A 19,768-nucleotide genomic window follows, 5' to 3' on the forward strand; every position below is an offset into this window, starting at 1 on the left:
CTACATAACTAGTCATACTAAAAAAACCTACATAACTAGTCATACTAAAAAAACTGAACAAATCTGCTCAGTTTTCTAATTGATAAATATAAGACAAAGATTATACCTAATTTATACGAATATATAATCCGTTATTTTCTACATCATACCGCCCATCATGCTTGGATCCATAGCTGGAGCTGGGCTAGCTGGTTCTGGTTGATTAGCCACCACTGCTTCGGTTGTCAAGATAAGACTGGCAACAGAAGCGGCATTTTGCAAGGCTGAACGGGTCACCTTAACTGGGTCAATGATTCCTGTCTCAATCATGTTAACCCATTCGCCAGTCGCTGCATTGAAACCTGTACCAGCTTCAGAGTTTTTCAGACGGTCAATGACAATTGAACCTTCAAAGCCTGCATTCAGAGCGATTTGACGAACAGGCTCTTCCAAGGCGCGAAGAACAATGTTACGTCCAGTCCCTTCATCCCCTGCCAACTCAAGATCTGCAACAGCGTCCAGTACGTTGATATAGGCCGTACCACCACCAGAGACGATTCCTTCTTCTACCGCTGCACGGGTTGCATTAAGGGCATCTTCTATGCGGAGTTTCATTTCTTTAAGTTCTGTTTCGGTTGCAGCTCCAACCTTAATCACAGCTACACCACCGGACAATTTAGCCAGACGTTCTTGCAGTTTTTCACGGTCAAACTCAGAAGTGCTGCTTTCAATCTGTGACTTAATGACTGCCACACGGTTGGCAATAGCTTCAGGATTTCCTGAGCCTTCCACAATCACAGTGCTGTCCTTATCAACAGTGACTTTAGAAGCTTGTCCAAGCGCTTCAATCGTAGCATCTTTGAGCTCTAGGCCAAGATCATCTGTAATCACTGTACCGCCCGTCAAGATAGCGATGTCTTCCAACATAGCCTTACGACGATCGCCAAAGCCTGGTGCCTTGACAGCTACGACATTAAAGGTTCCGCGAATCTTGTTAAGAACCAGCGTTGGCAGAGCTTCTCCGTCCACATCATCTGCAACAATCAAAAGCGGACGGTTGGTTTTCAAGATATTTTCCAATAATGGCAGAATCTCTTGAATGTTAGAAATTTTCTTGTCAGTAATCAAGATGTAAGGATTGTCCAGTTCGGCTACCATTTTTTCATTGTCGGTTACCATATACTGAGACAAGTAGCCGCGGTCAAACTGCATCCCCTCAACTACATCCAGCTCAGTTTCCATTCCTTTGGACTCTTCGATAGTAATGACACCGTCATTTCCAACTTTTTCCATAGCTTCAGAGATATATTCACCGACTTTCTCGCTGCGAGAAGATACGGCAGCAACCTGAGCAATAGCTTCCTTGTTAGAAACTGGAACTGAGTTAGATTTCAGAGCTTCAACAGCTGTTGCAACGGCTGCTTCAATACCGCGGCGGATACCGATTGGATTAGCACCAGCTGTAACATTTTTAATCCCCTCGCGGACGATAGCCTGTGTCAAAACAGTTGCTGTAGTTGTTCCGTCACCAGCGATATCGTTGGTCTTTGAAGCAACTTCTGAAACCAGCTTAGCGCCCATGTTTTCAAAATGGTCTTCCAGTTCGATTTCCTTGGCAATGGTTACACCGTCATTGGTGATAAGCGGTGAGCCAAAGGATTTTTCCAAAACGACATTGCGGCCTTTAGGACCCAAAGTTACCTTGACAGTATTCGCCAAGATGTCAACTCCACGAACCATACTGCTTCTTGCATCTGCTGAAAATTTAATATCTTTTGCCATTTTATCATTCCTCTCTTCTACTCTTACTCGACAACTGCTAGGATATTGGCTTCACTGACTAAGAGATAAGCTTCATCTCCGTCCTTGACTTCCACGCCTGCATGGCTTTCTACGAGAACCTTGTCCCCTTCCTTAACGCTCAGGGCTACCAGCTCACCGTTCAAAGTACGAATGCCTTGACCGACTGCGACAACTTCTGCTGTCTTAGTCGCTGCTTGGCCGTTGCCTGTAATGACAAATCCGCCAACTTTCTGCTCTTTTTCTTCTACTTTCAAGACCACACGGTCTCCTAATGGTTTTAACATAGTTTTCCTCCAAAGATTGAATTTTTAGCACTCTAAACTATAGAGTGCTAATCTATAGTTATTATTTTATCACTTGGTCAGAAATAGTCAAGAAAAAAACCGGCTAGATGAAAGAAAAATTTTATTTTTTTGATTTACTTGCTCCCAAAGTCAAAGAAATAAAAAACAAGTCCGAGCTAAAATTCTCTCAGACTTGTCTTTAGGGGGAATGTCTATCTTGCAAGTTTTAGTTTTGCTTCAAAATCATCAATCACTTTTTGCAGATTTAGGCGTCCTCTATAGATACCATAGCCAAACAAAAGCATGGCTAAGATACCAAGTAGAGCTAGGACGATTCCTGCAATAAGTGCTAGGAGATTGGTCTCATGAAAGAGATAAATCAGAACAAGACCGATGCTGGCAATGGCAAAGAAGAGACTGAACCAGCGTCCTAGATTTTCAATCATATGCTTCTGGTAGTGAATTTCTGTTTCATAGCCTTGAATCAATTCTTGTTCTGTCATGATCTTCTCCGTTCTTTCTTTTACTCTGCTCAAACAAATTTATATTAGACTAGCAGCAAATCGGACTTACTGCCAGCCTAAAATTGAGCGAGAATTAGTATTTAAGTTGAGGGTCAAAGATGCCAAGCGCTACACCAATCAAAGCAATGACAACCAAGAGGAGCATAACGAGGTTTGGTGATACTTTTTTCTTGGCCATCAGCCACCAACAAAGCGTGATAAAGCCAGCTGTTAAGAGACCTGGATAAACACCATCAATCTTTTCTTGCAACTTCAGGAAAGCTTCGCCATCAGCATTTTTCAGCTCTAATGAAGTCGTTACAGATACCCAAGTTGCAGCAACTGCCCCGATAACCATACCACCAATGACACTGATTGCCTTACGAAGCGCCTGTCCTTTAGGTCCTACAAGGAATTCTACCGCCTTGTCCCCTAATTCATAGCCTTTGAAGTAGGCAAAGCGCATACCGCCATAGATGAGAACATTCCAGACAAGGATGTAGAAGAGAGCGCCGATAGGATTTCCACCTTTAGAGAGTCCAAGGGCAATCCCCAGCAGAACTGGAATCAAAGTTCCAACAACCAAAGAGTCACCGATACCTGCGATAGGTCCCATGAGACCGGCACGCATACCATTGATAGTTTCGCCGTCAACAGCGTCACCATTGGCACGCGCTTCTTCCAAACCAGCTGTAATCCCCACTACCAAAGCTCCAAGCTGAGGTTCTGTGTTGAAGAAAGCTGTATAGGTCTGCATAGCTTCTTTCTGCTCAGCTTTGTCTTTGTAGAGTTCTTCCACGATTGGCAGCATAGAGGTCAAGTAGCCGAAAGTCTGCATGTGCTCTTGAGAGAAGCAAGTCAAATGACCATAGTACCAATGGTGGAATGATTTCGCTAAAGTCTTTTTAGTTATTTTCTTTCTTTCAGCCATCTTAGATATCCTCCTCATCGTCATCAAAATCAGCTCCACCAGCCGGCGCGGTTACTCGAGCTGATTTGATTACTTCCAATTCATAGTAAATTACTGCAAAAATCAATGAAACAACTGCACTGGCAACCAAATTAAGACCAAGTGACTTAGCCAAGGTGAAGCCCACAAAGAATGGGATAAAGTCAGCAGCCTTGGTAACGATTTGTTTCAAGAGAATGGCAATACCGACACATGGGAGAAGAGCTCCGACTGTAAAGAGGGATTTCATGATGAAGCCATCCATTGGCAGGTGGGTTTTCATCAGTTCAACCATATTCGGACCAAACTTCGTGATGATCATGGTTGGAAGGAAAGAGAAGACAAAGTGGGAAATCCAAGGATAGACCCAGTCAACAGCGTAAAGCTTTTTGAATTCGCCTTTTTCAACAGCTTTCCAACCAATATGTTGCCAAAGCAAGTTTGTAGTAGCTGTTCCATAGAAGAGAACTGTACCGATAGTACCAACTGCTGCTCCGATTGGTGCAGCTGCTGCAGCGATAGCAGATTCAGACGTGATTCCTTTAGAGTGAACAAACAAGATTGCGAGAGGAATCCCAATGTAAGAGATCGCCCGCACGTCAGCGGAAACTGTACCACCTGGTGTTACCAGAGCGATATAGAGGACCTGAAGGGCTACCCCAACCATAATCCCTGTTTTTAAATCTCCAAGAATCAAGCCACTAATCAAGCCTCCGACCAGAGGACGTCCCAGAGTGTAGTTACCAATACTAGAACCACCCATACCAGGCATAGAAGCTAAACTAGCAAAAAGACCCAGTAAAGCGGCTTGCAGCCAAGAAATTGTCATAATAGACTCTCCTTTTCATTATTGTAATTAAAAACCAAATTTAGACTTGAAATCGCTCCAGTAACCGATGGAAACATCTGGTAAGAGCTGGAATTTGACTTTGTAGCCAGCTTTTTCGATCGCCTCAATCGCTTCTGCTTCTTCTTGTGTGATGGACTGGTTGTTACCCAGCTTAACAGCCCCCGGACGGTCATTAGCAGGACCGACGATGATTTCCTTAACATCCCCAGGTACAAAACCTTGGTCCACTAATATTTCCTTCATGTCCACAGGATTTTTTGTAATGAGGAAATAGCGACTGTCTGACTCTGTGACCTTGCCTGATTTTTCCTTGAAGGCTTCCTTGGTCCAAACAAAAGTCTTCTTATCAGAAGCTCCTTTATAGGCCTGAATCAAAACCTTGTTCCCTGCCGCAGCATTATTAACTGCAATAAGGCCATCACATGGGTATTCCTTAGCCCAGCGAGTGACTGTTTGACCGTGGATCATGCGGTCGTCAATCCGTACAAATGATACTGTCATCTTTAAAATCTCCTTTTATCTTTTATAATGTATAGCGGAAGCACTAAATGTCATCTTCATCTTCGTCAGCTGCATCGCTTACGACTTCAAATTCCTGCAAAGCAGCTGTAGCCTCGGAAAGGATGGCCTGAGCCAGCTCTTTTCCGTCCAAGATGTCTTTCATAACCAAGCCAGTCAGTCCCATGGTCAGGTTCAAACCGCCCAAGATAACTGCTGAGTCAAGCTTACCCATGTCAGCTAAGACGCTAGCTGCTGTCGTCAGAGGACTGCCTCCTACAATATCAGCCAGAACTAAGACACTGTCATCAGCGCTTAAGCCAGACAAGGCCTGAGTAAAATCAACTGCAAAATCATCAACTGACTTGCCCTCCTGAAGACCGACCGCAATCACCTGATCCGTCTTGTCTCCGGCAAACATCTTCAAGGAACTCTGTACGCCTGCAGCCAGTCCCCCATGGCTGACCAGTACAAGGTATTTCATCTTTCCTGCCTCCTTTATCCTTCAATTTCTTAGCCAAGTCAGGCTTTAGATGACGAAGGATTTATTGATGATTTTATTGTACAGAATATGGAACCGGTTTCATATTGTCAAATGTCACTTTGCCCAGATGACATTTGTTAGGAAAAATATGACATTTGTCATATTGGTCTAGTCAACTGTGCTTTTTTCTGGCTTAATTAGAAATAAAAAAGAAAGCAGATTATTTTCCGCTTTCTATTTCTCTTTGAATGCTCGGTAGGGCACTGTCAATCTCTTGATTCTGCATAGCATTTTGAATCAGATAGTCCATCCGGTCCATCGTATGACGGTCTACTTCTAGACTGATGTCAATGATAGAGCGATTCATCATGTGGTCTAGCCTCTCAGAAGTCAAGGAATCCAAGCCAAAATCATCAGCCTGTAAGATTTCTCTAGATTGCTGGCTTTTCACTATAGATGGCAAGACCGAGGTCCCTTGCGATTTCTCAAATAGAGCCTGTTGGCTTTCTTTGTCCTGTGATAACAAGAGCATAAATTCCCAAGCTAACTTTTCTTGCTTGGTATTGGAAGACATGGCAAAGAGCGAGGTCTTGACCTGTGTTCCCATCACCTGGCTATTGGCTGTCGGCATCGGGATACAGGTCCAAGAAAAGCTAGAATACTTGGCAACATGGTAAGGGTAGGGCTTGTAGGTCCGATACTGGGCCAAACTCATGGGGTAGAAGGCCACCCGCCCCTCATCAAAATCATTAGAAGTCACCTTATAGTGCTGGCTGAGCATATCTAGCTTGCTCATAAAGGCCAAGGCTTGGTGCATCTCTGAACTGTCTACATTGATACCGGATTTATCGGTAAGATGGCCGCCATAAGCTACCAGAGCTTGCTGCCAAGTGTAATCTGTTATACCGTACTGGTCCACCATACCATCACCATTAGTATCCTTTGTCACTTTCTTGCAAATCTCATAGAAATCCGCCAGGGTCCAACCTGACTCAGGAATGCTAATTCCTTCTTTTTCAAGCAGGTCTTTATTGACACACATCATGATAGGATTGCTCTCAACTGGAAGAGCATAGCTGACCCCCTGATATTGCCCAGCTTCATAAGCCACCGGATAAAAGGCTGTTCGTTCATCATCCGTTAGGAGGGTATCCAAGGATTTGAGCGCGCCAGTCGAAGCCAACATGCTAAAGTCGTTTTCCGGTACCGTAAAGAGATCTGGCTGTTCGCCTCTCAGGACTTGCTCTGCCAGCCAGTCAGCGTAATCATCCTTGGGAATACCGCTTTCGTAGACGACCTTGACATGAGGATGCGTCTTTTCAAATTTTTTAATCAGGCTGTCCAAGACCTTGTTTTCGCGGCTGTTAGGCACATCCCAGCTAGAGCCAGCATAGACCCCGATACGAAGGACTTTTTCCTGAGCTGAAGCCCAAAAGACAAAAGCCAGAGCAACAGATATGATCAGGACAACCAGTAGGGCCAAATGTCTCAATCTCCACTTCATTTGTCGCTTTCCTTACTAAAATCTCTCTGGGTGACTCCGGTCTGCACAGCCCAGATAGCCAGCTGGGTTCGGTCACGCAAGTTGAGCTTGGCTAGGATGCCTGACAGGTAATTTCGGACTGTCCCTTCTGATAGAAAGAGCTTGGCTGCAATTTCTTTATTAGAAATCCCAAAGCCAATCTGCTGGATAATCTTCCACTCCGTCCGGCTCATGTCCTCTATATTTTCTTCCGTCACTGTGATAGCAAAGTTGGACTGAGCCATCTGTGAAAAGATTTTGAAGACCTTGGTGGCAATATTGGGATTGATCATAGCTCCGCCTCGATAGACTGTCTGAATAGCTTCGTGAAGTTCTTCTGTCGAAACCCCTTTGAGAATATAACCAGACGCACCGTATTTGAGAGCGGAGAAGATAAATTCATCGTCATCAAAGGTCGTCAGAATGATAATCTTAACATCTGGATACTGCTCCTTGACAGCCTTGGTACAGAGAACACCGTCCATGACTGGCATGCGAATATCCATCAAAATCACATCTGGGCGCACCCGATGAAGCTTTTCCAGCACTTCCTTGCCGTCTCCGACTGTCCCGACAACCTCAATATCTGCGTGGGCAGACAGGATGATTTGCAGAGACTCGCGAATCAAGGCCTGATCGTCTGCTATTAAAACCTTAATCATGTCTTCCTCCTATTTTTGGGATTTCGATATGCGTGTAGAAACCGTCCCGATTTTCAAATCGGACGCTTCCGCCAATAATCATTAGGCGCTCCTGCATCTGCTTGAGGCCATAGCCATAGTGGAGTTCATCAAAACCAACACCATCATCCTGAATGGTCATTACATAGGACTCTTCCTCCAGCAACTCAATCCAGATAGTCTTGGCATGCCCATGGCGGACAGAGTTGGTAATAGACTCCTGAATCACCCGGAAGACAATGTCTTCCTTGGCGATATCCAAGTCAATATTATCCCATTCGTAACGGAGATGAATCTCCAAATTGGAGATGGCTTCATACTCACGGATAATCTTAATCAGAGCTTCCTTCAAAGTGTTATTTTCCAGAGCTCCCGGCCGCATTTTATTGAGCGAGCCTCGGACATCACGGATACCGTCTCGAACGACGACTGAGACATTATTGAGCTGCTCCTTAGCCCGATTGGTATCAATATCAACCAAGACCTTGACCGCATCAATACCCGCTGAAATTCCCGTTAGGGCATGGCCCAATGTATCGTGAATCTCTCTGGCAATCCGCTTCCGCTCTCGGTCTTCTGCTATTTTTTCAGACAAGGCCAGATAAGAGTTCAACTCGCGATTGGCCTGAGAAGCCATGCGCAGCTCTTCCTCAATCCGATGACGCTCTGTAATAGCCGACAAGATATAGAAGAGCAAGGAAATCATAAAGACAACGATATTGAGGGAGTAGAGAAAGTTCTTGCCAAAAAGCAGCAACAACCGGACGGACTCTGGGTAAAACCGAATATAGGTATCTAGAGAAGGCAACTTGATAAAGAGCGACATGAGGTCATAGTTGGACAAGAGCAGCATGCCAAAGCTCAAAATAATGAAAGAAAACCAGTACTTCTTGTCCTTGGAAGAATTGAACTCCTTAGAGCCATAGAAAATATCCGCAAACACCAAGAGGATCAAGCCATTGTAGGACGAGTGCAAGACGGAAAAGATGACCAGCATGAGCAGGATTTCAATAATAGTCGCCTTGTCATAGACGGACAGCTGATTGGGGTGGCGCTCGCGATAGTACATGACTAAAAGCAAACTACCATAGAGGCTAATTGATACCCAGAAAATCAAGCTGGGAGAGCCCGGAATAGCATCCAAACGCTCCAAAAGCGAGTGACTGAAGCCCTTAGCAGCTACATAGTTGGTCGCAAAGAGATAGATGGACGCATTATAGACAATGGCAACCAGATTGATGACCATCAAGGCTATTTTGCTGTAAAATATACTTTTTTGAGGTCTCATTATTGCCACCCTGTAACTGTGTATTGACTGATATTATCTCTATTAACCAGATGAACTGGAATCAGGTATTGGCTGTCGTAGGATTTCCCCTCCTGCATCAGCTCAATTACCTGTGCCACCTTGCGTCCCATCTGAATGGGCGATTGGGCTACGGTTCCCTCTATATCGCTAGTCGTAGCCAGAAAGTTTTTGATATCTGGTGAACCATCCACGCCATAGATTGAGATTTTCTTATCAAGGCCTTGATTTTTAATAGCAGCCAAGGCCCCGATGGCTGCCCGGTCATTAAGCGCCATAACCACATTAAAGTCCAAACCTTCGTCTAGAGCCCCTTTGACTTGTGGCATGGTTTCCTCAGTCTGGCCTAGTGTTTCTTTCTGGGAAACAATCTTGTAGCTGGGCTGATTTTCAATCGTATCAATAAATCCCTGAATCCGATCCATGGCAGAGACGGCATTGCGGTGCTCTAGAAGGAGAATATTGGCAGAAGGCAGACGCTTCATCATGTCCTGGGCAATCAGGACGCCTGCTTGGTAGTTATCAGACACAATGGTCGTATCCACTTTTACATCCTGACTGATAGGCGCATCCACTACGATGATTTTAATCCCAGCTTTCTTAGCCTTTTGAAGAGAGGAAATGATACTTGGACTATTGCTTTTCACCGGATTGATAACAATGACATCAACATTTTCTCGGATAAAAAAGTCAATCTGCTGGCTCTGCTTGCCCTCATCCAGCTCAGGATCCCGAACGTAGAGCCTGCTGCCCTGCTGGTTGGTTTTCTTCTCCAGCTCCGCATTTAAGGTCTTGTAAAAGTCATTGTTCATGGTCATGTAAGTCACCCCAATCTTGACCTGCTTCTCATCTGGCAGAACGCCCTTGAAATAAACAAAAAGCAAACCCAAGATAAGCAGAATGAAAAGCGGCCAGAGAGCCTTCTTTTGATAATGCCGTATCCGTCTTTTGACCTTAGCTGATACCATTTTTCACCTCCTACGCCGCAAGCACCTTTATGAAACATATAGGATTATTATATTACAAAGCCACCAAAAAGCAAAATCTTTCCAGAAATAGCCATAATAAAAGAGGCGAGACAGAATCTAAAAAATTCATGATTTTTGATTCTTGGTCCCACCTCAGTAATCATAATTAAACTTTTATAAGCTTGATAGAAAGAGACTTTCAGTCAAACAGAGCTTGCATCCTGCAAAACTGAATAATGATTTTTTTAGAGCTGGGTCATTTCCCACTCTTTGCTTCTTGCTTAAAAGGGAAGTTCCTCTTCTTCCAATACTAAATCTGCCAAATCAGCTCCGCTGTTATTTTCACGCAGAGCGCGCTGAGCCCGACTTTCCAGCAGCTGGAAGCTATGACAAAGCACCTCTGTCACATAATGAGTGGCCCCCTCCTTTTCATAGCGACGAGTCCGCAACTCACCATCCAGAGAAATCAAGCTGCCCTTACTTGCATAGCTGGCTAAAGTCTCAGCTAGGCGCCCCCAGACAACCACATTTACAAAATCCGCCTCACGCTCACCGTTCTGAGATTTATAAGGGCGATTAACCGCGACCGTTGCGCGGGCCACAGATTTTTCATTCGCAGTCTTGTGCAGTTCAGGCGTAGCCGTCAGTCGGCCGATTACAATTACTTTATTATACATTTTATATCCTCCTAACTTATCATTCGTAATAGGAGGCAAAAAGTGAAAAAAAATATGGTATAGTATAGATAAAAAGGAAAGTTGCAGTTTCTGCCCCTTTCCTACTAGATTTGTATAATGGAGGCTCCGATGACCATTAAACATTCGCCTGTGAAAAATATTCTTTTTATTCTGATTTCTCTGTGGTTCGGAGGTTTTTCCGCCTTGGCTGCCGTAGACTACCTGACTAGCTCCAACCCCTACAAAGACACCAGTTTCTTTTTCCTTAGTCTAATGGTTGCTGCTTTCTTCTTACTGCTCCTTATCTTTGCTATTTGCAGACTAACCATTCATGCGACTATCCTCTCCTTTGACCACGAATATGTAACCTACCATTATAGCGGACTCTTATCAGCTGCCACCTACTGCATTCCTATGCAGCAGATTAGTCATGCTCGCTACAGTCGAGACAGTCAAGAATCCGAGATTAGTCTTTGGATGGAGGAGGGCTTCCATGACTTTGCAGCCTTTAACCATCCCCGCCACAAAATTTATGCCTATCCTGACAGCCAGCTCATCGGTATTGTTTTCAAGAGAAAGCGCCTCAAAGTATTGGAAGACCACGGCCTCAACAGCCTTATCTACCAATACAAATACAGCTCTCCGAGCCAGAGCCCCACAGCCACTCCTCAGTCGACAACCGATTCGCAAAGTAATAGCGACAGCGTCTTCTTTTGAGAAAACGCGGGCACGAGACATAAGTTTCTAACAAAAAAGCTCAGAAATTCTGAGCTTTTTATGATGTTGAATCCTTATTTTTATCCCTGCCAATGTTTGGCTGGGTCAAAGGCGGTTCCAACTAGTTCGCTATCGGCTAATTCAATGATGCCGCGTTTTTGAGGCGCATTAGGTAACTGAAGTTCCCGTGGGCTGCACATCATACCAAAACTCTTTTCGCCTCGAAGTTCTCCTGGGAAAATCAAATTCCCTTTAGGCATCATGGCACCTGGCAGAGCTACAATTGTTTTGAGGCCAACCTTAGCATTGGGAGCACCGGCCACGATTTGAACAGTCTTATCAGCAGCTACCTGCACTTGGCAGATATTCAGGTGGTCACTATCTGGATGAGCTACCATATCAACGATTTCTCCAACCACAAACTTTGGCTGGCTGTCATTAACCAAGTCCGCTGGGAAGCCTGCCTTGCTCAACTCCTGATTGAGAATGGCCACTTGCTCATCTGTCAAAAAGACCTGTCCGCGCTCTGCAATTTCAAAAAGGTCTGACTGCTCAAAAATATTCCAAGCTACTGTCTGGCCATTGTCTTCACGGTAAACACGCGCCACTCGTCCCTTGCGCTCAGCTGCCAGTTTAGCTCCTTGATTGTCCGCAACAATAACCATCAGCACATCACCGACATATTCTTTATTATAGGTAAAAATCATTTTACGCTCCCTTTTTCTCTTATACTAGCTAAAAATTCATTGATTTGACCCTTGGTCTTGCGTTCACGATTGACCAGACGGCCAATCTCCTGTCCCTTTTCCAGCACTACTAAGCTGGGAATCCCGTAAATGTCCCACTCTTTGGCCAGATCCAGATAGGCATCACGGTCCACTTGGATAAAGCGATAGTCAGGATTTTCCCCTTCTATCTCTGGCAGAAAAGGTTTGATAAATCGGCAATCTCCGCACCAGTCAGCCGTGAAAAAGAAGACAGTCTTCTCCCCATCATTGACATAAGAAGCCAATTCCTCTATATTTACAGGAACAATCATACTTCTTCCTCGTAGCTTAGCTGACCATTTTCATAGACAAAGGTGAAATGACGGTCGTCCTCTAAGACCAGACCTCCAACCAAGCGGTCATCTGTGGACTCATAGAGCTTGACATAGAGACAGGAAATACTACCCTGACTGGAAAAGAAATCTCGCACAAGCTCGACGATTTCCTCCCGATTACGCAGTCTTTTCTGTTCCTGTACGACTTTGGCTGCCCCAAAAGCCAGCGCTCCAGCCCCCAAAAGGGCGGTTGTGGTTAAAATGATTTTTTTAGCTTTCATGTAGAATATTTTAACACAAAAGAGCAGAGGCGACAAACAATATTCCAGATTTTCCTGGGAGAAGCTGGATTCTTGAATGGGCAGTCCTGTTGATTCAGGCAAGCTATAAGATTTCCCTACTCATTTACCGCAAAAAGTGATAAAATAGGGGGCAGAAAGAAGGTAAGTTTATGACAACATTATTTTCAAAAATCAAGGAAGTAACAGAACTTTCTGCCATTTCAGGTCACGAGGCACCTGTTCGTAGCTACCTGCGGGATAAAATCACTCCCCATGTCGATGAGGTCGTCACTGATGGTCTGGGCGGCATCTTTGGGATACGCCATGCAGAAGCTGAAAATGCTCCCCGTTTGTTGGTAGCGGCCCACATGGATGAGGTTGGCTTTATGGTCAGCGAGATTAAGCCGGACGGGACCTTCCGCGTGGTGGAAATCGGCGGCTGGAACCCCCTGGTCGTTAGCAGCCAACGCTTCAAACTCTTTACCCGTGAAGGTCGGGAAATCCCACTTATCTCAGGCTCTGTCCCTCCTCATCTGACACGCGGATCTGGCGGACCAGTTATGCCACAAATTGCTGATATCGTCTTTGACGGAGGCTTTGCGGATAAGGCAGAAGCTGAAAGCTACGGCATCCGTCCAGGAGACACGATCGTGCCAGACAGCTCTGCTATTCTCACAGCTAACGGTAAAAATATCATCTCCAAAGCCTGGGATAACCGCTACGGCGTCCTTATGGTCAGCGAATTGGCTCAAGCCTTGTCTGGTCGAAAACTAGGCAACCAACTCTATGTAGGTGCCAATGTTCAAGAAGAGGTTGGCCTGCGTGGTGCTCATGCTTCAACAACAAAATTTGCTCCTGAGGTCTTTCTGGCTGTGGATTGCTCCCCAGCGGGCGACATCTATGGCGGTCAAGGAGCCATCGGCGATGGAACGCTGATTCGCTTCTTTGATCCTGGTCATCTCATGCTGCCAGCTATGAAGGACTTCCTCTTGACAACTGCTGAGGAAGCCGGCATCAAGTATCAATACTACTGCGGCAAGGGCGGAACGGACGCTGGTGCTGCCCATCTCCAAAGCGGCGGTGTCCCATCTACTACCATTGGTGTCTGTGCCCGCTACATTCATTCTCACCAAACTCTCTATGCCATGGACGATTTCTTGCAAGCCCAAGCTTTCCTGCAAGCTTTGGTCAAAAAACTGGATCGCTCAACGGTGGACACGATTACCAACTATTAATTTCAAAAGGCAGCCCGTTCTTCATTCGGGCTGCTATCTCTTTTGTCTGATACTTTCCCTTTCAACTTTCCAATTTGAAGAAAATTTTGTTATAATGCTTAGCAGAGGTGAAAATATACATGAAAAAAATTGCTTTTGATTCTGAGAAATACTTAAACCTGCAGCGCGACCATATCTTGGAACGCATTAATCAATTTGAGGGCAAACTTTACATGGAATTCGGTGGTAAAATGCTGGAAGACTTCCATGCTGCCCGTGTCCTGCCAGGCTATGAGCCGGACAATAAAATCAGATTGCTCAAAGAGCTCAAGGACCAAGTAGAGATTGTCATTGCTATCAATGCTAACAACATTGAGCACTCTAAGGCGCGTGGCGATTTGGGCATTTCCTATGACCAGGAAGTTCTGCGACTAATCGATACCTTTAACGAGCTGGATATTTATGTAGGCTCAGTGGTCATCACCCAGTATTCCGGCCAGCCGGCAGCTGACCTCTTCCGTAGCCAGCTGGAAAAGAATGGCATCGCCTCCTACATCCACTACCCGATCAAGGGCTATCCGACTGACATGGACTATATCATCTCACCTGAAGGTATGGGGAAAAACGACTACATCAAAACCAGCCGTAATCTAGTCGTTGTTACCGCACCTGGTCCTGGTTCTGGTAAATTAGCTACTTGCCTATCCAATATGTATCACGACCAAATCAATGGCATCAAATCAGGCTACGCCAAGTTTGAAACCTTCCCAGTTTGGAATCTTCCCCTGCACCATCCGGTCAATCTAGCCTATGAGGCAGCGACGGCAGACCTCGACGATGTCAACATGATTGATCCTTTCCATCTGCAAACTTATGGCAAGACTACAGTCAACTACAACCGTGATATTGAAATTTTCCCAGTCCTTAAGCGCATGCTGGAGCGCATCCTAGGCAAATCACCTTATGCTTCTCCAACGGATATGGGCGTCAACATGGTCGGTTTTGCCATTGTAGACAACGATGCGGCTATCGAGGCATCTCAACAGGAAATCATCCGTCGTTACTACCAGACTATTCTGGACTTCAAGGCGGAGCGCGTTTCTGAATCTGCTGTCAAGAAAATCGAACTCTTGATGAACGACTTGGGCATTACACCGCTGGATCGTAAGGTAACAGTTGCTGCGCGTGCCAAGGCTGAAAGCACTGGCGAGCCAGCTCTGGCCTTGGAATTGCCAAGCGGTGAAATCGTAACCGGTAAAACCTCTGAACTATTTGGTCCTACGGCAGCTGTATTGATTAATGCCATTAAGAAATTAGCCAATATTGCCAAAGAGACCAAGCTGATTGAGCCTGAGTATGTCAAGCCAATCCAAGGCCTGAAAATCAATCATCTGGGCAGCCGCAATCCGCGTCTTCACTCCAATGAAATCTTGATTGCTCTAGCTATCACGGCCATGGAAAATCAAGATGCGGCAAATGCCATGCAACAACTCGGCAATCTCAAGGGCAGCGAGGCCCACTCCACTGTCACTCTGACAGATGAAGACAAAAACGTCCTGCGTAAGTTGGGCATCCATGTAACCATGGACCCCGTTTACCAGTATGATCGACTCTATAGAAAATAAAAACAAGCTCTGTTAAAAGCTTGTTGAGGAAGCTGGCTCTGCCAGCTTTTTTTGTTAATAACGCTTAGACAAGAGAAAGCGCAAAAGATAGTAAAGCCCCAAAACCAGAATAATGTTCAAGGTCAGAAACTGATTGAGACTTAAGATGATTGGGAAAATCATGGACAGGACACTCAAGCACGCTGCCAGCAGCAAAAGGATATTGAAAAGCAAAGTACGAGTCTTTTCGTCAATCATGCGATTGCGCTCATCAGTCACCTGAATGTAGAGCTTATCAAAATTTTCTTCCCGTCTTAAGGCCAGATTATACCGAATGGTCATCAAAGAAAGCCCCAGCAGTATGCCGACCATGACTCCTTCCTGCTGATCATCCAGAGAATGAAAATGGCTCCAGGCCAGTCCTACCAAGATGATAAAGATTAAGATACGCCCCACGATAACTTTCCTTTGAAGTTTTTTCCGAAATTCTTGTTTCGTTAGTGTTTCCATATCAGCCTCCTATTTTTCATACGCTTGAAAAATTTTCAAGATCACTACAATTAGAATAATTCCCACAAAAGGCAGGATTTCCTTAGGGATAAAATTGGTGGTGAAATGGAAATAAGATAAGCCAACCACCACCAAAATAGCCAATAGCCATTTACACAAATAAGTCCATTTCATGATTCATCCTCCTCAAAGAGAAAAACTTCTTCAATCCTTAAATTGAAAAAGGATGCAATCTTATGAGCCAAAAGCAGCGAAGCATTGTAGCGCCCCTTTTCCAAAGAAATAATCGTTTGTCTCGTGACCTCTAGCTTCTCAGCCAACTCCTCCTGGCTGAGCTTTTTTCTTTTTCGTAATTCTTGAATTCGATTTTCCAAGGCTGCCTCCTTTTCATAATGTAAAACAAACTTTACTTTTCAAATATAGTATAGCCTCCTTTACATCTTTTGTCAAGAAGAAAGCGGCAAAAAAGAGGCTGGGACAAAAGTCCTAGCCTCTCAATTGTCTTTGGATTGTCGAGCAAGACGCAGTGGTTGAGTGGGCTCTATTACGCTGATTTCATCAGCTTTTACAGCCCTACTCAACTGTGCGGAGGCGGGACGACGAAATCGAATTCTAACGAATTACCGATTTCTGTCCCACTCTCTTTTATCATCTTTATTGATTTCCTTTGTTATTTGCCTTTTAAAGCTACAGTCAACTCGACACAGGCTCCTCCTTGGTCTGGATTGAGCAGGGTCAGACGACCACCGTGCAAGAGAGCTACCTGCTTAGAAAAGGCTAAGCCGATACCATGATGGGGATTAGCTGAATTGCGGCTTTGGTCACTCTGGTAAAAGAGCCGTTCCGCTCCCAGCAGCATCTCCTCTGAAAATGAAGGGCCGTTGTTCCAGATAGCAAAAACCAACTGGTCCTGCTGAACTGATACCGTTAGCTTGACTTCCTTTTGATCCTGGTCAGCATGTTCAAGTGCATTTAGTAAGATATTGAGCAAAGCTCGCTTGAGATAGTCCAAATGAATCGACAAAATCAGACTAAGCTCACAATCTTCTTGGAGAGAAAAACGATAGCTTCCCTGTTTGCTGAACAGTGCCCAGTCGTCCTGGAGATTAGCCAAAAAGTCCCCTAAGGAAAGCTGACTGAACTGATTAGAATCAATCTGAAAAGTCTTAGCGTAATCAATCAAAGAGCCACAATACTCTTCCATCTTGTGACTGGCCTGCAAAATCTCAGCAGCATATTCTGCCTGTGGATAGCCCAACTGCGCCAATTCCAAGAGCTCAGCATTCCCCTTAATCACAGTTAGGGGCGTCTTCAAATCGTGCGATGTCGCTGATAGCTGTAAAATCAACTCCTGATTATGCTGCTGCTCTCTTTCTAGAAGACGAGCATTATCTTGGTGGCTGCTCCGTAAATCGCTGTAGACTTCTAGCATTTCCTCAATCCGAAAAAGCTGACTTTGATTTTCTTCTAAAAGCTTCTCGCTCTTTAGCATTTTTATTTCCCTGTCGATTTTTCGGAGCAATTTCAAAATATGATAAAAAGTAATCAGCAGCAAGCTCCCTGCCCAAAAGAACAAGGTGAAAAGAACGTGATTACTTCCTTGCGTAAATTCATAGCCTATAAGTACAAAAATCAAAACATGAAAGAAGACGATTTTTAAACTGGTTGTCCAGACTAGGCTTTTGAAATTTCGGGTTCTAATTGCCATCTATAGCCTACTCCTCTCACTGTTGCGATTGCTTGCAGCCCTTCTTGTTTGCATTTTTGGCGAATCTGATATACGTATTCTGAAATAGAGCGAAGCTGTGTTTCTGAGCTTTCTGGGTAAAGCAAGGTATGCAGGCGTTCAGCTGAAAAGGTCTGCTTGGGATTGCTAGCTAGTAAATGTAGCAACTTAAACTCTCGCTCTGAAAATTTCAAGACTTTACCAAAACAGGCAACTTCATAGCGCTCTGGATAAAATTGACAAGAAGTAATTTCAGAATAGCGCTCCTCACGTCTTTCCTCCCGACGAAGATGAGCTCTGACACGCGCCAGCAATTCTTTGGTCCCAAAAGGTTTGACAATATAGTCATCTGCCCCACGAAAGAGCCCTTCCACCTTGTCCGCCTCCAACTCCTTAGCCGTCAGAAAGATGATGGGACACGAAAGATGAGGACGAATGTAGGAGCACAGCTCAAAACCATTAACAGGCTCCATCATCACATCTAGCAAAATCAAGTCATATCCGACAAAATTCGTCAGCTCTAGCTCTTCTATCCGATCAAGCGTCGTCACATCATAAGCATCGAGCTCTAGGACGTTTTTCACCAGCTTCAAAATGCTCCGGTCGTCATCAACCACCAAAATACGATACTGTCTCATAATTTCCATTATAGCATACCTCTAGCGAACATCTCGTTTCAAGCTTAAGAATATAGCAGAGCTCCAAACCAAAGCTAGCCAGAACAGCTGTATCCCCAGACCTGATAAATCTATTGAATGCTGAAGCCCTTCATACTCAAAGAGATTTAGGGTAGCCAGATCGGGCAGGTATTTTGCTTCCTTGATGAACGTTGCCAACAAACGACTGAGACCAATCAAGAGAGGAAAGAGCACCGACACCGGCACAACCCAAGATTGAAATAGAAAAGCGAGGCCGGCAGTTAAAAAAGCCAGAAAAAGATTGCTGAGAAGACCAAAAGAGCTGTAATAAAGGAATTTCCCCAATAAGGACCAGCTAAAGTCTAGGTTAAAACGAGCCAGCATAACAAGGAAACAGCTGCCTATCATGACACTGTAGAGAGCCAAGAGCAGCAAGGCCAGAAAAAGGAATTTCCCAGCCAACCAAGCCTTTCTATTTGATACGGCTAGAAAATTCGTTCGCATCCCAGACTTGACAAACTCCTGGGCAAAATAGAGCGAAGTAAAGATGACGATGACAGGCTGCGCCAGATAGAGGGCATGTAAAGCCTCACTCAGAGCCTTTGTCTGGCCAACTACTGTCTGACTATAGTCAAGATTCATCAGAAAAAAAGGAACGACTACCAGAGCCACCAAGGCGGCACCAAGAGCGAAATAGTAAGAACGGAACTTAATCCATTCACTTCTAAGTAGAGCTTTTATCATCAGTATCGCCCTCCTAAATCCGTCTTCAAAAAGCGCAGAGAGGTCATGCCGCCGATGACTAGTAACCATACGCCAAGTATCAACAGTCCTTGTAAGGGATTGTTGGCATATTGGGAAGTTGGCGTTGCCGCAAACAACTCTCCTGCTGGTTGTGGCAGATAAGCTCCCCAACTCGTGTGAGCTGCCAGGTAGTTTCCTAGATTATAGATCTGTGGCACGAGAAAAAGCAGAGGAACTAGCATGGTCCGAGCCAATAAACCTAACAAAAATGAAAGGATTCCTAATAGGGTTAGAGATAAGGTTTTCCACAAAATCAGACTCCAAGCAGCCTGATTGAGCAGAATCGGATTAAGCCCTTCCTTTCCTAAAGCCAGATGCATGACCATATAACTACAGTAGATTGATAAAAAGCTACTGGCAAGAGAAAAGCAAGCAAAGGTCATGAGTTTCCCCACAAGCAACTTCAGGCGGTTATTACAGGTCAAAAGACTGGTTCTCAAGCTATGAGACTGAAATTCCATAGCTCCCAAAATTCCAGCTAAAATGACCAAAACCATGCCTGCCATAGAGGCACCATTGAGGCCTAGATATTCCAGCGGGTCAATGGCTTCTGCCAGGCCGGGAACCGTCTCAGGCGTGGCATCCAAGCCGACAGATAAATACTGTCGACCCTCCAGCCAGGATACGGCAGGCACCAAGAGCAGCATGAAGGCCATACTCACTTTGAAAGCCTTGGTTGAGCGAATTTTCAACCATTCTGAATGCAATAAAGACATCGTTTCTTTCATC

Annotated in this window: 25 protein-coding genes; 3 read left to right on the forward strand and 22 right to left on the reverse strand. The window is 44.9% G+C overall.

Annotated features, from left to right (window positions below; translation table 11 throughout):
* Positions 1-138 precede the first annotated feature (138 nt).
* The 12 genes from groL to D8886_RS05650 all read right to left on the reverse strand — a co-directional run bounded on the left by groL (position 139) and on the right by D8886_RS05650 (position 10,503).
* Positions 139-1,761: a chaperonin GroEL gene (gene groL / locus D8886_RS05595; protein ID WP_125342627.1), complete on the reverse strand. Its 1,623-nt coding sequence runs from the start codon at positions 1,759-1,761 to the stop codon at positions 139-141.
* Positions 1,762-1,784: 23 nt separating this feature from the next.
* Positions 1,785-2,066 carry a co-chaperone GroES gene (groES, locus tag D8886_RS05600; RefSeq protein WP_125342626.1) on the reverse strand — a complete coding sequence of 94 codons (282 nt, stop codon included), beginning with the start codon at positions 2,064-2,066 and terminating at the stop codon, positions 1,785-1,787.
* A gap of 212 nt (positions 2,067-2,278) precedes the next feature.
* Entirely contained in the window at positions 2,279-2,569 is a 291-nt protein-coding gene (locus D8886_RS05605) for a hypothetical protein (RefSeq protein ID WP_002901670.1), read from the reverse strand.
* A 94-nt stretch (positions 2,570-2,663) separates the two neighbouring features.
* Positions 2,664-3,518, reverse strand: a complete 855-nt coding sequence (locus D8886_RS05610; protein ID WP_002896727.1) for a PTS system mannose/fructose/sorbose family transporter subunit IID — start codon at positions 3,516-3,518, stop codon at positions 2,664-2,666.
* The gene (locus D8886_RS05615) at positions 3,502-4,347 is read right to left on the reverse strand and encodes a PTS mannose/fructose/sorbose/N-acetylgalactosamine transporter subunit IIC (protein ID WP_002896728.1); all 846 of its coding nucleotides are present in this window, start codon (positions 4,345-4,347) and stop codon (positions 3,502-3,504) included. Before D8886_RS05615 ends, D8886_RS05610 begins: the two co-directional genes overlap by 17 nt.
* Before the next feature lie 27 nt (positions 4,348-4,374).
* Entirely contained in the window at positions 4,375-4,869 is a 495-nt protein-coding gene (locus D8886_RS05620) for a PTS sugar transporter subunit IIB (RefSeq protein ID WP_002896729.1), read from the reverse strand.
* 43 nt (positions 4,870-4,912) lie between these two features.
* Positions 4,913-5,350 (reverse strand): PTS sugar transporter subunit IIA, encoded by a 438-nt coding sequence (locus tag D8886_RS05625; RefSeq protein ID WP_002919851.1) that lies wholly within the window; start codon positions 5,348-5,350, stop codon positions 4,913-4,915.
* 220 nt (positions 5,351-5,570) lie between these two features.
* Positions 5,571-6,854 (reverse strand): ABC transporter substrate-binding protein, encoded by a 1,284-nt coding sequence (locus D8886_RS05630; protein ID WP_125342625.1) that lies wholly within the window; start codon positions 6,852-6,854, stop codon positions 5,571-5,573.
* A complete protein-coding gene (locus D8886_RS05635) occupies positions 6,851-7,534 on the reverse strand; it encodes a response regulator transcription factor (RefSeq protein ID WP_002896732.1) in 684 nt (227 codons plus the stop codon). The genes D8886_RS05630 and D8886_RS05635 overlap by 4 nt, the downstream gene beginning before the upstream one ends.
* Complete coding sequence (locus tag D8886_RS05640; protein ID WP_002896734.1) at positions 7,527-8,840, reverse strand: sensor histidine kinase; 1,314 nt, start codon at positions 8,838-8,840, stop codon at positions 7,527-7,529. The genes D8886_RS05635 and D8886_RS05640 overlap by 8 nt, the downstream gene beginning before the upstream one ends.
* Positions 8,840-9,826 (reverse strand): substrate-binding domain-containing protein, encoded by a 987-nt coding sequence (locus D8886_RS05645; RefSeq protein WP_125434492.1) that lies wholly within the window; start codon positions 9,824-9,826, stop codon positions 8,840-8,842. The genes D8886_RS05640 and D8886_RS05645 overlap by 1 nt, the downstream gene beginning before the upstream one ends.
* A gap of 281 nt (positions 9,827-10,107) precedes the next feature.
* Entirely contained in the window at positions 10,108-10,503 is a 396-nt protein-coding gene (locus tag D8886_RS05650; RefSeq protein WP_125434493.1) for a single-stranded DNA-binding protein, read from the reverse strand.
* 129 nt (positions 10,504-10,632) lie between these two features.
* Here D8886_RS05650 and D8886_RS05655 point away from each other — a divergent pair, with 129 nt between their 5' ends.
* The gene (locus tag D8886_RS05655) at positions 10,633-11,220 is read left to right on the forward strand and encodes a hypothetical protein (protein WP_125434494.1); all 588 of its coding nucleotides are present in this window, start codon (positions 10,633-10,635) and stop codon (positions 11,218-11,220) included.
* Between the two features lie 80 nt (positions 11,221-11,300).
* Here the strand turns inward: D8886_RS05655 and ytpR are convergent, their stop codons facing one another.
* Genes ytpR through D8886_RS05670 form a run of 3 tightly spaced genes read right to left on the reverse strand, consistent with a single transcriptional unit; the run spans position 11,301 to position 12,543 of the window.
* Positions 11,301-11,927 carry a YtpR family tRNA-binding protein gene (gene ytpR, locus D8886_RS05660; RefSeq protein WP_125434495.1) on the reverse strand — a complete coding sequence of 209 codons (627 nt, stop codon included), beginning with the start codon at positions 11,925-11,927 and terminating at the stop codon, positions 11,301-11,303.
* Complete coding sequence (locus D8886_RS05665; RefSeq protein ID WP_125434496.1) at positions 11,924-12,259, reverse strand: thioredoxin family protein; 336 nt, start codon at positions 12,257-12,259, stop codon at positions 11,924-11,926. The genes ytpR and D8886_RS05665 overlap by 4 nt, the downstream gene beginning before the upstream one ends.
* Complete coding sequence (locus D8886_RS05670) at positions 12,256-12,543, reverse strand: DUF4651 domain-containing protein (RefSeq protein WP_125342633.1); 288 nt, start codon at positions 12,541-12,543, stop codon at positions 12,256-12,258. The genes D8886_RS05665 and D8886_RS05670 overlap by 4 nt, the downstream gene beginning before the upstream one ends.
* A gap of 170 nt (positions 12,544-12,713) precedes the next feature.
* Here D8886_RS05670 and pepA point away from each other — a divergent pair, with 170 nt between their 5' ends.
* Together pepA and D8886_RS05680 are read left to right on the forward strand one after the other, a co-directional pair.
* Positions 12,714-13,778, forward strand: coding sequence for a glutamyl aminopeptidase (pepA, locus tag D8886_RS05675; protein ID WP_125434497.1), 1,065 nt, complete (start codon positions 12,714-12,716; stop codon positions 13,776-13,778).
* 119 nt (positions 13,779-13,897) lie between these two features.
* Positions 13,898-15,382 (forward strand): DUF1846 domain-containing protein, encoded by a 1,485-nt coding sequence (locus D8886_RS05680; RefSeq protein WP_125434498.1) that lies wholly within the window; start codon positions 13,898-13,900, stop codon positions 15,380-15,382.
* A 54-nt stretch (positions 15,383-15,436) separates the two neighbouring features.
* Here D8886_RS05680 and D8886_RS05685 read toward each other — a convergent pair whose 3' ends face one another.
* The 7 genes from D8886_RS05685 to D8886_RS05720 form a co-directional block, all read right to left on the reverse strand.
* Positions 15,437-15,871, reverse strand: coding sequence for a hypothetical protein (locus tag D8886_RS05685; RefSeq protein WP_125434499.1), 435 nt, complete (start codon positions 15,869-15,871; stop codon positions 15,437-15,439).
* Between the two features lie 9 nt (positions 15,872-15,880).
* Positions 15,881-16,045, reverse strand: a complete 165-nt coding sequence (locus D8886_RS05690) for a hypothetical protein (protein WP_002928949.1) — start codon at positions 16,043-16,045, stop codon at positions 15,881-15,883.
* Positions 16,042-16,245, reverse strand: coding sequence for a type II toxin-antitoxin system RelB family anti-toxin (relB, locus tag D8886_RS05695; protein ID WP_002896748.1), 204 nt, complete (start codon positions 16,243-16,245; stop codon positions 16,042-16,044). Before relB ends, D8886_RS05690 begins: the two co-directional genes overlap by 4 nt.
* Positions 16,246-16,541: 296 nt before the next feature.
* On the reverse strand, positions 16,542-17,579 hold the full coding sequence (locus tag D8886_RS05705; protein ID WP_125434500.1) for a sensor histidine kinase: 1,038 nt from the start codon (positions 17,577-17,579) through the stop codon (positions 16,542-16,544).
* Entirely contained in the window at positions 17,546-18,244 is a 699-nt protein-coding gene (locus tag D8886_RS05710; RefSeq protein WP_125434501.1) for a response regulator transcription factor, read from the reverse strand. Before D8886_RS05710 ends, D8886_RS05705 begins: the two co-directional genes overlap by 34 nt.
* Before the next feature lie 12 nt (positions 18,245-18,256).
* The gene (locus D8886_RS05715) at positions 18,257-18,979 is read right to left on the reverse strand and encodes a lantibiotic ABC transporter permease (protein ID WP_125434502.1); all 723 of its coding nucleotides are present in this window, start codon (positions 18,977-18,979) and stop codon (positions 18,257-18,259) included.
* Entirely contained in the window at positions 18,979-19,767 is a 789-nt protein-coding gene (locus tag D8886_RS05720; RefSeq protein ID WP_125434503.1) for a lantibiotic ABC transporter permease, read from the reverse strand. The genes D8886_RS05715 and D8886_RS05720 overlap by 1 nt, the downstream gene beginning before the upstream one ends.
* Position 19,768 lies beyond the last annotated feature (1 nt).

Origin of the sequence: Streptococcus sanguinis, assembly GCF_003943655.1 — a bacterium.
Classification (GTDB): domain Bacteria; phylum Bacillota; class Bacilli; order Lactobacillales; family Streptococcaceae; genus Streptococcus; species Streptococcus sanguinis_F.